22 protein-coding genes and 1 pseudogene are annotated in these 10471 nt (G+C 48.5%); 1 reads left to right on the forward strand and 22 read right to left on the reverse strand.

The window, feature by feature from the left end; translation table 11 throughout:
* From rpsE to rpsJ, 19 genes are all read right to left on the reverse strand, one after another.
* A complete protein-coding gene (rpsE, locus tag MES37_RS15105; protein WP_034461766.1) occupies positions 1 to 501 on the reverse strand; it encodes a 30S ribosomal protein S5 in 501 nt (166 codons plus the stop codon).
* A gap of 14 nt (positions 502 to 515) precedes the next feature.
* Positions 516 to 869, reverse strand: a complete 354-nt coding sequence (gene rplR / locus MES37_RS15110; RefSeq protein WP_034461768.1) for a 50S ribosomal protein L18 — start codon at positions 867 to 869, stop codon at positions 516 to 518.
* A gap of 9 nt (positions 870 to 878) precedes the next feature.
* Positions 879 to 1412, reverse strand: a complete 534-nt coding sequence (gene rplF / locus MES37_RS15115) for a 50S ribosomal protein L6 (protein ID WP_034461769.1) — start codon at positions 1410 to 1412, stop codon at positions 879 to 881.
* A 13-nt stretch (positions 1413 to 1425) separates the two neighbouring features.
* A complete protein-coding gene (gene rpsH, locus MES37_RS15120; protein WP_034461770.1) occupies positions 1426 to 1818 on the reverse strand; it encodes a 30S ribosomal protein S8 in 393 nt (130 codons plus the stop codon).
* A gap of 30 nt (positions 1819 to 1848) precedes the next feature.
* Positions 1849 to 2154, reverse strand: a complete 306-nt coding sequence (gene rpsN / locus MES37_RS15125; protein ID WP_034499021.1) for a 30S ribosomal protein S14 — start codon at positions 2152 to 2154, stop codon at positions 1849 to 1851.
* A 13-nt stretch (positions 2155 to 2167) separates the two neighbouring features.
* Entirely contained in the window at positions 2168 to 2707 is a 540-nt protein-coding gene (rplE, locus tag MES37_RS15130) for a 50S ribosomal protein L5 (protein ID WP_034461772.1), read from the reverse strand.
* A 14-nt stretch (positions 2708 to 2721) separates the two neighbouring features.
* Positions 2722 to 3036, reverse strand: a complete 315-nt coding sequence (gene rplX / locus MES37_RS15135) for a 50S ribosomal protein L24 (protein WP_034461774.1) — start codon at positions 3034 to 3036, stop codon at positions 2722 to 2724.
* A gap of 10 nt (positions 3037 to 3046) precedes the next feature.
* Positions 3047 to 3418, reverse strand: a complete 372-nt coding sequence (gene rplN, locus MES37_RS15140) for a 50S ribosomal protein L14 (protein WP_002438705.1) — start codon at positions 3416 to 3418, stop codon at positions 3047 to 3049.
* 166 nt (positions 3419 to 3584) lie between these two features.
* Entirely contained in the window at positions 3585 to 3839 is a 255-nt protein-coding gene (rpsQ, locus tag MES37_RS15145; RefSeq protein ID WP_034499024.1) for a 30S ribosomal protein S17, read from the reverse strand.
* A complete protein-coding gene (rpmC, locus tag MES37_RS15150) occupies positions 3839 to 4030 on the reverse strand; it encodes a 50S ribosomal protein L29 (RefSeq protein WP_008457158.1) in 192 nt (63 codons plus the stop codon). Before rpmC ends, rpsQ begins: the two co-directional genes overlap by 1 nt.
* Positions 4030 to 4440 carry a 50S ribosomal protein L16 gene (rplP, locus tag MES37_RS15155; protein ID WP_008927134.1) on the reverse strand — a complete coding sequence of 137 codons (411 nt, stop codon included), beginning with the start codon at positions 4438 to 4440 and terminating at the stop codon, positions 4030 to 4032. Before rplP ends, rpmC begins: the two co-directional genes overlap by 1 nt.
* Before the next feature lie 11 nt (positions 4441 to 4451).
* A complete protein-coding gene (gene rpsC, locus MES37_RS15160) occupies positions 4452 to 5153 on the reverse strand; it encodes a 30S ribosomal protein S3 (protein WP_000529945.1) in 702 nt (233 codons plus the stop codon).
* Between the two features lie 17 nt (positions 5154 to 5170).
* Entirely contained in the window at positions 5171 to 5503 is a 333-nt protein-coding gene (gene rplV / locus MES37_RS15165; protein ID WP_034461779.1) for a 50S ribosomal protein L22, read from the reverse strand.
* 13 nt (positions 5504 to 5516) lie between these two features.
* Complete coding sequence (rpsS, locus tag MES37_RS15170) at positions 5517 to 5795, reverse strand: 30S ribosomal protein S19 (RefSeq protein ID WP_001138115.1); 279 nt, start codon at positions 5793 to 5795, stop codon at positions 5517 to 5519.
* A gap of 16 nt (positions 5796 to 5811) precedes the next feature.
* On the reverse strand, positions 5812 to 6633 hold the full coding sequence (rplB, locus tag MES37_RS15175; RefSeq protein WP_034499027.1) for a 50S ribosomal protein L2: 822 nt from the start codon (positions 6631 to 6633) through the stop codon (positions 5812 to 5814).
* A gap of 17 nt (positions 6634 to 6650) precedes the next feature.
* The gene (gene rplW / locus MES37_RS15180) at positions 6651 to 6953 is read right to left on the reverse strand and encodes a 50S ribosomal protein L23 (RefSeq protein WP_034499029.1); all 303 of its coding nucleotides are present in this window, start codon (positions 6951 to 6953) and stop codon (positions 6651 to 6653) included.
* Positions 6950 to 7555: a 50S ribosomal protein L4 gene (gene rplD, locus MES37_RS15185; RefSeq protein WP_034461782.1), complete on the reverse strand. Its 606-nt coding sequence runs from the start codon at positions 7553 to 7555 to the stop codon at positions 6950 to 6952. Before rplD ends, rplW begins: the two co-directional genes overlap by 4 nt.
* Positions 7556 to 7565: 10 nt before the next feature.
* Complete coding sequence (gene rplC / locus MES37_RS15190; RefSeq protein ID WP_034461783.1) at positions 7566 to 8195, reverse strand: 50S ribosomal protein L3; 630 nt, start codon at positions 8193 to 8195, stop codon at positions 7566 to 7568.
* Between the two features lie 31 nt (positions 8196 to 8226).
* Positions 8227 to 8538, reverse strand: coding sequence for a 30S ribosomal protein S10 (rpsJ, locus tag MES37_RS15195; RefSeq protein WP_034461784.1), 312 nt, complete (start codon positions 8536 to 8538; stop codon positions 8227 to 8229).
* A gap of 386 nt (positions 8539 to 8924) precedes the next feature.
* Between rpsJ and MES37_RS24955 the strand changes: the two genes are divergently transcribed.
* Positions 8925 to 9437, forward strand: a complete 513-nt coding sequence (locus MES37_RS24955; RefSeq protein ID WP_074388513.1) for a prepilin peptidase — start codon at positions 8925 to 8927, stop codon at positions 9435 to 9437.
* Here MES37_RS24955 and bfr read toward each other — a convergent pair.
* The 3 genes and pseudogenes from bfr to tuf form a co-directional block, all read right to left on the reverse strand.
* Positions 9421 to 9897, reverse strand: a complete 477-nt coding sequence (gene bfr / locus MES37_RS15200; RefSeq protein ID WP_064542973.1) for a bacterioferritin — start codon at positions 9895 to 9897, stop codon at positions 9421 to 9423. The genes MES37_RS24955 and bfr overlap by 17 nt on opposite strands.
* A gap of 72 nt (positions 9898 to 9969) precedes the next feature.
* Positions 9970 to 10164: a bacterioferritin-associated ferredoxin gene (bfd, locus tag MES37_RS15205; protein ID WP_034461786.1), complete on the reverse strand. Its 195-nt coding sequence runs from the start codon at positions 10162 to 10164 to the stop codon at positions 9970 to 9972.
* 149 nt (positions 10165 to 10313) lie between these two features.
* Positions 10314 to 10471: pseudogene (gene tuf, locus MES37_RS15210) on the reverse strand (elongation factor Tu); the annotation flags it as partial.

Raw genomic sequence — 10471 nt, forward strand, 5'->3', positions numbered from 1 at the left:
TTACCCCAGAATTTCTTCAACGGATTTACCACGCTTGGCAGCGACCATTTCCGGAGACTTCATATTCGCCAGGCCATCAATAGTTGCACGAACCACGTTAATCGGGTTGGTGGAACCATATGCTTTAGCCAAAACGTTATGAACTCCAGCGACTTCCAGAACGGCGCGCATTGCACCACCGGCAATAATACCGGTACCCTGGGAAGCCGGCTGCATGAACACACGAGAACCTGTGTGCACACCTTTAACAGGGTGCTGCAGGGTGCCGTGGTTCAGCGCGACGTTAATCATGTTGCGACGGGCTTTTTCCATCGCTTTCTGGATAGCTGCTGGAACTTCACGCGCTTTTCCGTAACCAAAACCAATGCGACCGTTACCATCGCCAACCACTGTCAGAGCAGTGAAGGAGAAAATACGACCACCTTTAACGGTTTTAGATACGCGATTTACCGCGATCAGCTTTTCCTGCAGTTCGCCAGCTTGTTTTTCGATGTGAGCCATCTTACACCTCTACCTTAGAACTGAAGGCCAGCATCACGGGCAGCATCTGCCAGTGCCTGGACACGACCATGATATTGGAAACCAGCACGGTCAAAGGATACTTTCGTAATACCTTTTTCCAGTGCGCGCTCTGCAACAGCTTTACCCACAGCTGTAGCGGCGTCTTTATTTCCAGTGTACTTCAGTTGCTCAGCGATAGCTTTCTCTACAGTAGATGCAGCTACCAGGACTTCTGAACCGTTCGGTGCGATAACCTGTGCATAAATATGACGAGGCGTACGGTGAATCACCAGACGAGTCGCACCCAGTTCTTTGAGCTTGTGACGTGCGCGGGTCGCACGACGGATACGAGCAGATTTCTTATCCATAGTGTTACCTTACTTCTTCTTAGCCTCTTTGGTACGCACGACTTCGTCGGCGTAACGAACACCCTTGCCTTTATAAGGCTCAGGACGACGGTAGGCGCGCAGATCAGCAGCCACTTGTCCAATCATCTGCTTATCAGCGCCTTTCAGCACGATTTCAGTTTGAGTTGGACATTCAGCAGTGATTCCCGCTGGCAGAGCATGTTCAACAGGATGAGAGAAGCCCAGGGCCAAACTCACCGCATTGCCTTTAACTGCTGCACGATAACCTACACCAACCAGCTGCAGCTTCTTAGTGAAGCCTTCGGTAACACCGATAACCATTGCATTTAACAGCGCACGAGTGGTACCCGCTTGGGCCCACGCGTTAGCAAAACCTTCGCGTGGAGCGAAAGTCAGTGCATTATCAGCGTGTTTAACTTCAACAGCATCGTTGATTGTACGAGTCAGCTCGCCGTTCTTACCTTTGATCGAAATAACCTGACCGTTGAGTTTTACCTCTACGCCAGCAGGAATAACGACCGGTGCTTTAGCAACACGAGACATTTTATTCCTCCAATTAGGCTACGTAGCAGATAATTTCGCCACCAAGACCAGCTTGGCGCGCTGCACGATCAGTCATAACACCTTTAGAGGTAGAAACGACAGCAATACCCATACCGGCCATAACTTTAGGCAGCTCATCTTTTTTCTTATAGATGCGCAGACCTGGGCGGCTGACTCGCTGAATGCTCTCTACCACAGCCTTGCCCTGGAAATACTTAAGAGTCAGTTCCAGTTCAGGCTTGATGTCGCCTTCGATTTTAAAATCTTCAATATAGCCTTCTTCTTTCAGCACGTTGGCAATTGCCAATTTCAGCTTGGAGGAAGGCATGGTGACCGCAACTTTATTCGCGGCTTGACCGTTACGGATACGGGTCAGCATATCCGCGATCGGATCTTGCATGCTCATCTGTCTTTACTCCCGTGATTCAATTGGATATTACCAGCTAGCCTTCTTCAAGCCAGGTACTTCACCGCGCATAGCGGCTTCACGAAGCTTGATACGGCTCAACCCGAATTTGCCCACATAACCATGCGGACGACCAGTTTGGCGGCAGCGGTTACGCTGACGGGACGGGCTGGAATCACGCGGCAGAGACTGCAGCTTAAGAACAGCATCCCAACGATCTTCGTCGGATGAGTTCACACCAGAGATGATAGCTTTCAATTCCTCGCGTTTAGCGCGGTATTTGTCGGCCAGTTTCACGCGAACGACTTCGCGTGCTTTCATCGATTGCTTAGCCATTAGTAACCCTACCTTACTTACGGAATGGGAAGTTAAAGGCTGCCAGCAGAGCACGGCCTTCATCATCAGATTTCGCAGTAGTGGTAATGGTAATATCCAAACCACGAACGCGATCGACTTTGTCATAGTCGATTTCTGGGAAGATGATCTGCTCACGGACACCCATGCTGTAGTTACCACGGCCATCGAATGACTTAGCGGACAAGCCACGGAAGTCACGGATACGCGGTACAGCAATGGTGATCAGGCGCTCAAGAAACTCCCACATGCGTTCGCCACGCAGAGTTACTTTACAGCCGATCGGATAGCCCTGACGGATTTTGAAGCCTGCAACTGATTTGCGTGCTTTGGTGATCAACGGCTTTTGACCGGAGATTGCTGTCAAGTCAGCTGCTGCGTTATCCAGCAGTTTCTTGTCAGCGATCGCTTCACCCACACCCATGTTCAGGGTGATCTTCTCGACCCGAGGGACTTGCATGACAGAATTGTAGTTAAACTCAGTCATGAGTTTTGTAACTACTTCGTCTTTGTAGTAATCATGCAGTTTCGCCATCGTACTACTCCAAATTACTTGATAGTTTCGCTGTTAGATTTGAAGAAACGGACTTTTTTGCCCTCTTCGAATCTAAAGCCTACACGGTCAGCCTTGCCGGTTGCCGCATTGAAGAGTGCAACGTTAGAAACTTGAATAGCAGCTTCTTTTTCAACGATGCCACCTGGTTGGTTCAGGGCCGGAACCGGCTTCTGATGTTTCTTAACCAGGTTAATACCTTCAACAATAAGCTTGCCGGAAGACAAGACATTCTTAACTTTACCGCGCTTACCTTTATCTTTACCGGTTAACACGATAACTTCGTCATCACGACGGATTTTAGCTGCCATGATTCGCTCCTTAGAGTACTTCTGGTGCCAGAGAGATAATTTTCATGAACTTTTCATTACGCAGTTCACGAGTTACCGGCCCAAAAATACGCGTGCCGATTGGTTGCTCGCTGTTATTGTTTAAAATAACGCATGCATTACCATCGAAGCGAATGACAGAACCGTCCGGGCGACGAACACCCTTCCTGGTGCGCACCACTACCGCTTTCAGGACATCGCCTTTCTTCACCTTACCACGAGGAATTGCTTCCTTGATGGTAATTTTGATGATGTCGCCGACGCCTGCGTAGCGACGGTGCGAGCCACCCAGAACCTTGATACACATTACGCGACGCGCGCCGGAGTTGTCGGCTACGGTCAGCATAGTCTGTTCTTGGATCATTTCAGTGCTCCGCTAATGTCAACTACTACTTCGGGACCCATAATTAGGTCGTTAAAAAGCCCCATAAACGAGGGCGCGGCATTATAACACCGGTTCCTGAATATGGGTAGAAAAAATAAACGGCTCATTTACTGAGCCGTTTATTCGTTAGACAAAGCTCACTGTATTACAGAACAGCTTTATCTACAACGCGAACAAGTGTCCAGGACTTAGTCTTGGACAGTGGACGGCATTCGCGGATTTCAACCACGTCACCGATACCACATTCATTGCTCTCGTCATGTACGTGCAGTTTGGTCGTACGTTTGATGAATTTGCCGTAAATCGGGTGTTTCACCACACGTTCGATAGCAACAACGATGGATTTCTCCATTTTGTTGCTAATCACGCGACCTTGCAGAGTACGGATTTTATCGGTCATTACGCACCCGCCTTCTGAGTCAATAAAGTCTTAACACGTGCAACATCACGACGCACTTGCTTCAGCAGGTGAGTCTGTTGCAGCTGGCCACTTGCTGCTTGCATACGCAGATTGAACTGCTCACGCAGCAAATTCAGCAGCTCGGTGTTCAGCTCTTCAACACTCTTTTCACGCAGCTCTTTTGCTTTCATTACATCACCGTCTTAGTTACAAAGGTGGTTTTAATCGGCAGTTTCGCTGCTGCCAGCTTGAATGCTTCACGGGCCAGCTCTTCTGGTACGCCGTCCATTTCATACAGGACTTTGCCAGGCTGAATCAAGGCAACCCAATACTCTACGTTGCCTTTACCTTTACCCATACGCACTTCAAGCGGCTTTTCGGTGATCGGTTTGTCCGGGAATACACGGATCCAGATCTTACCCTGACGCTTAACTGCACGGGTCATTGCACGACGTGCTGCTTCGATCTGACGTGCAGTCAGACGACCACGGCCAACAGCTTTCAGACCGAAAGTGCCGAAGCTAACATCCGTACCAGCAGCCAGACCACGGTTGCGGCCTTTGTGCACTTTACGGAATTTTGTACGCTTTGGTTGTAACACAGCGACTCTCCTTACTTACGGCCTTTACGCTGCTGCTTTTTAGGTTGAGCAGCCGGTTTTTCCGGTTGTTCAACAGCAGCCATCCCACCCAGGATCTCACCTTTGAAGATCCACACTTTAACGCCGATTACACCATAAGTGGTGTGCGCTTCAGAGGTGTTGTAGTCAATGTCAGCACGCAGTGTGTGCAATGGCACGCGACCTTCACGATACCATTCGGTACGTGCGATCTCAGCGCCACCCAGACGGCCGCTAACTTCAACTTTGATACCTTTAGCGCCCAGACGCATGGCATTCTGTACAGCACGCTTCATAGCACGACGGAACATAACACGACGTTCCAGCTGTGAAGTGATGCTATCAGCAACCAATTTTGCGTCCAGTTCAGGCTTACGAACTTCGGCGATATTGATCTGTGCAGGAACGCCAGCGATATCCGCTACGACCTTGCGCAGTTTTTCTACGTCTTCGCCTTTCTTACCGATTACGATGCCAGGGCGAGCAGTGTGAATAGTCACACGGATGCTCTTAGCTGGACGCTCGATAACGATACGAGATACAGACGCCTTCGCCAGTTCCTTAGTCAGGTACTGACGAACTTTAAAATCGCTGTCCAGGTTGTCAGCGAATTCTTTGGTGTTCGCAAACCAAGTAGAGTTCCAAGGTTTTACAATACCCAGGCGAATACCATTAGGATGTACTTTCTGACCCATTGCTAGTCTCCAGAGTCTCAGCGATCGGACACAACCACAGTAATGTGGCTGGTGCGCTTCAGGATGCGATCTGCACGACCTTTTGCACGCGGCATAATGCGCTTCATGCTTGGGCCTGCGTCTACGAAGATTTTCGCGACTTTCAGATCGTCAATGTCAGCGCCATCGTTGTGTTCAGCGTTAGCAATGGCAGATTCCAGAACTTTCTTGACCAATACAGCCGCTTTCTTGTTGGTGAAGGTCAAAATTTCCAGTGCCTGCGACACTTTCTTACCGCGAATAAGGTCTGCAACAAGGCGAACCTTTTGAGCAGAAGAACGAGCGTGGCGATGTTGAGCTAAAGTTTCCATCTCTTCCTCCTACTTATTTCTTCTTGGCTTTTTTATCAGCAGCGTGGCCGCGATAAGTACGTGTCGGTGCAAATTCACCCAGTTTGTGACCGACCATTTCGTCGGAAACAAATACCGGAACATGCTGACGACCATTATGGACAGCGATGGTCAAACCGATCATGTTAGGAAAGATCGTTGAACGACGGGACCAAGTGCGCAGGGGCTTCTTGTCACCGCTTTCCACCGCTTTCTCTACCTTCTTCAGCAAGTGCAGGTCAATAAAAGGACCTTTCTTGAGAGAACGTGGCATGGCTTATCCTCTAAAATTATTTGCTACGGCGACGTACGATGAATTTATCAGTACGCTTGTTGCTGCGGGTCTTCTTACCTTTGGTCTGAACGCCCCACGGAGTTACCGGGTGCTTACCAAAGTTACGACCTTCACCACCACCATGTGGGTGGTCGACTGGGTTCATCGCAGTACCGCGAACGGTAGGACGAACACCACGCCAGCGTGCAGCACCTGCTTTACCCAGAACGCGGAGCATATGCTCAGAGTTACCGACTTCGCCCATGGTTGCACGGCAGTCAGCTTCGACTTTACGCATTTCACCAGAACGCAGACGCAGGGTAACGTAAGCACCATCACGTGCAACGATCTGCACATAGGTACCAGCAGAACGTGCAAGCTGACCGCCTTTACCTGGTTTCATTTCTACGTTATGAACGGTAGAACCAACCGGGATATTGCGCATCGGCAGGGTGTTACCTGCTTTGATTGCAGCATCAACGCCAGATTGAATCTGGTCGCCAGCTTTCAGGCCTTTAGGGGCCAGGATGTAACGGCGTTCGCCATCTTTGTACAGAACCAGTGCGATGTTCGCAGAACGGTTCGGATCGTACTCAAGACGTTCAACAATTGCCGGGATACCGTCTTTGTTGCGTTTAAAGTCAACAATACGATAAGCCTGCTTGTGACCACCACCGATGTGACGAGTAGTGATACGACCATTGTTGTTACGGCCACCGGATTTGCTGTTTTTTTCAACCAGCGGAGCAAATGGTTTGCCCTTATGCAGCTCAGGGTTGACCACTTTAACTACGTGGCGACGACCCGGAGATGTCGGTTTACATTTAACAACTGCCATTGTTTTTCTCCTCCGACTTACTCAGCGCCGCCGACGAAGTCCAGATTCTGGCCTTCCTTCAGGGTGACGTAAGCTTTTTTCCAGTCGCTACGACGACCGATACGCTGTCCATGACGCTTAGTTTTACCTTTAACAACCAAGGTATTAACGCCTTTAACTTCAACTTCGAACAGTTTCTCAACAGCAGCAACGATCTCTGCTTTGGTCGCGTCTTTTGCAACTTTGAGAACGATGGTATTTGTTTTTTCCATCGCCATAGATGCTTTTTCAGATACGTGCGGCGCGCGCAGTACTTTCAGCAGACGTTCTTCACGGATCATGCCAGCATCTCCTCAACTTGCTTAACTGCATCAGCAGTCATAACGACTTTGTCGAAGGCGATCAGGCTAACTGGATCGATTGTTGCTGCGTCGCGCACGTCAACCTTATGCAGGTTACGAGCAGCCAGGAACAGATTCTCATCCAGTTCGCCAGTTACGATCAGCACATCTTCCAGGGCCATGTCTTTCAGTTTCTGAGCAAGCAGCTTAGTTTTAGGCGCTTCAACAGAGAACTGTTCGACAACGATCAGACGATCCTGACGTACCAGTTCGGACAGAATGCTTTTCAGCGCTCCGCGGTACATCTTTTTGTTAACTTTTTGACTGTGGTCCTGCGGGCGTGCAGCGAAGGTTACGCCACCGGAACGCCAGATCGGGCTCTTGATAGAACCTGAACGCGCACGGCCGGTACCTTTCTGGCGCCACGGCTTTTTACCGGAACCAGTTACTTCAGCACGGGTCTTCTGAGCACGAGTACCTTGACGGGCACCAGCTGCATAAGCAACTACAACCTGGTGTACCAGCGCTTCGTTGAAATCACGACCGAAGGTAGTTTCGGAAACAGTCAGCGCGCTTTGCGCGTCTTTCAATACTAATTCCATTGCTATCTCCTCACGCCTTCACAGCTGGTTTAACAATAAGGTCGCTACCGGTTGCACCCGGAACTGCACCCTTAACCAGCAGCAGGTTGCGCTCAGCGTCAACGCGTACTACATCCAGGCTCTGAACAGTTACACGTTCGTTGCCCAGTTGGCCTGCCATTTTCTTGCCTTTGAACACTTTGCCCGGAGTCTGGTTCTGACCGATAGAACCCGGAACGCGGTGAGACAAGGAGTTACCGTGTGTAGCGTCCTGGGTACGGAAGTTCCAGCGCTTAACGGTACCTGCGAAACCTTTACCTTTAGAGGTGCCAGTTACGTCAACTTTTTTAACTTCAGCAAACAGCTCAACGCTAATGTCTTGACCTACAGTGAACTCTTCGCCTTCTGCAAGACGGAATTCCCAAAGGCCACGGCCAGCTTCTACGCCAGCTTTAGCGAAGTGACCAGCTTCCGGCTTAGTTACACGGCTAGCTTTTTTAGCGCCAGTGGTAACTTGAACAGCACGGTAGCCGTCGTTAGCCAGGTCTTTAACCTGAGTAACACGGTTTGCTTCTACTTCGATCACGGTTACTGGGATAGAAACGCCGTCTTCTGTGAAGATACGGGTCATACCCACTTTTTTACCGACTAAACCAATCATTGTTTCAACCTCTCAATCGTCAATGACCTGATTAACCCAGGCTGATCTGCACGTCAACACCAGCAGCCAGATCCAGACGCATCAGAGCATCAACGGTTTTCTCAGTTGGCTCAACGATGTCAACCAGACGCTTGTGAGTGCGAATTTCGTACTGATCACGCGCGTCTTTGTTGACGTGCGGAGAGATCAGAACGGTAAAGCGCTCTTTGCGGGTCGGCAGCGGGATCGGACCACGTACTTGCGCACCAGTGCGCTTAGCAGTCTCGACGATTTCCGCAGTTGATTGATCGATCAGACGATGATCAAACGCTTTAAGGCGGATACGGATTCTTTGGCTCTGCATGAGACCATAGCTCCAATTATTTTATAGACGAAAAAAATCACTACTCACACCCATTACGATTGATGGGGGAGTGTAATCGTTCATACATAGTTCCCCAATTGGGAACATTGTCGACAGCAGCTTCGCTGTCAGGCTCATATCGAGCCAGCCGTCGATTAAGACAGGCCCGCGCATTATACGTAAATCTGCTTCTTAAGCAAGTCATGGATACGAATTAAACAATCTTTTGCATCTGGTTGCACTTCACCTCCCACAAAATTTGTAACACGATCTGATTAGCATATTCTCTGCGGAACATTACACGTAACTCTTCAAACTCCATTTTGCTTTACAAAGTTCATTGATTTAGCTTTAAAACTCATTTTGCCTGATACTGGTCAACCACGATGCTTATAGTCCCTTCTCTTCCGGCATTCCTTTTTATTGGCCTGCACATTGGCTGTCTATTGCGTTTAGCATGGGTCGATTATCATTGCCTACTTCTACCAGATAGATTGACGTATCCTCTGCTTTGGTCTGGTTTACTTTATCAAGTCTGTTTTTCCACTGACCATTTGTCGGAATGTGTAATAGGTGCAATTGCTGGGTATATGATTTTATGGATGCTTTACTGGATTTACTTTCTTTGGCGCAAGGTCGAGGGCATTGGCCACGGTGATATGAAGCTTTTGGCTGCACTAGGAGCATGGCATGGATGGCAAAGTCTGGGTTGGATTATATTTGCTGCAGCGATGACTGGACTAATATGGGCATTAATAACACGAGTTTATCGGAAGAATTACGTGTTACTGACTACCACTCCGCTACCTTTCGGACCAAACCTTGCGATAGCGGGTGGTTCTATAGGGTGGATATGCACTTCCTTCCCACAGTTTAAAGAACTCAGTTTCCTTCTTTGATTTGCGACTGAAGATAATTCTGCAAACCAATTTTAGAGATGAGGTCCAATTCAGTTTCCAGCCAGTCAATATGATGCTCTTCTTCAGTAAGAATTTGGATGAGCATATCGCGACTGACATAATCATGAATGGTATCTGCGTAAGCAATAGCCTCACGTAAATCTTTGGCACCATCCAGTTCTAGTTTGAGATCAGACTGAAGCATTTCTTCAACATCTTCACCGATATGAAGTTTGCCTAAGTCTTGCAGGTTAGGAATGCCTTCGAGGAACAAAATACGCTCGATATATTTATCGGCGTGTTTCATTTCATCAATGGATTCGTGATATTCAACTTCGTTGAGGCGCATTAAACCCCAGTTTTTGAACATTCTCGCATGGAGAAAATACTGATTGATCGCGACAAGCTCGTTTCCCAATAATTTATTGAGATAATTTATTATCTTAATATCACCTTTCATTTTTTACTCCCTCCGCTTCCACTACATGAAGCGTAGATGTAGCACGGAGTAAGTCAAAAAAAAGTGACTGGCTTAGGCAATCTCTTTAAATTCTGGGATCTGCAATAGCTCTTCTTGCATGATTTCTCGTGCTGCGCGAATGCACTTGCCACACTGGTTACCCACTGGCACAAACTTGCGAAGCTGCTGGAAAGATTGTGGATGAAACTGGCGTACAGCCTGCCGAATTTTTTTATCACTAACACCATTACACAAACAAACGTACATAAGTACTCCCGTTCAAATTACGCGCAAATTGTAAATGAGAATAGTTATGATTACAATAGCACACGCTTGTTTGATGCACGTGATAAGCGGCAAAAAATGCAAAAAAAAGAGCGCCTGAGCGCTCTTTTTTCATACAAAGATATCAGCGATTAAGCGATAACTTTAGCAACAACACCAGCGCCTACAGTACGGCCGCCTTCACGGATTGCGAAACGCAGACCGTCATCCATCGCGATTGGGTGGATCAGGGTAACAACCATTTTGATGTTGTCGCCCGGCATTACCATCTCAACGCCTTCTGGCAGTT

It is taken from the genome of Buttiauxella sp. S19-1 (assembly GCF_022134725.1).
GTDB classification, from domain to species: Bacteria; Pseudomonadota; Gammaproteobacteria; order Enterobacterales; family Enterobacteriaceae; genus Buttiauxella; species Buttiauxella ferragutiae.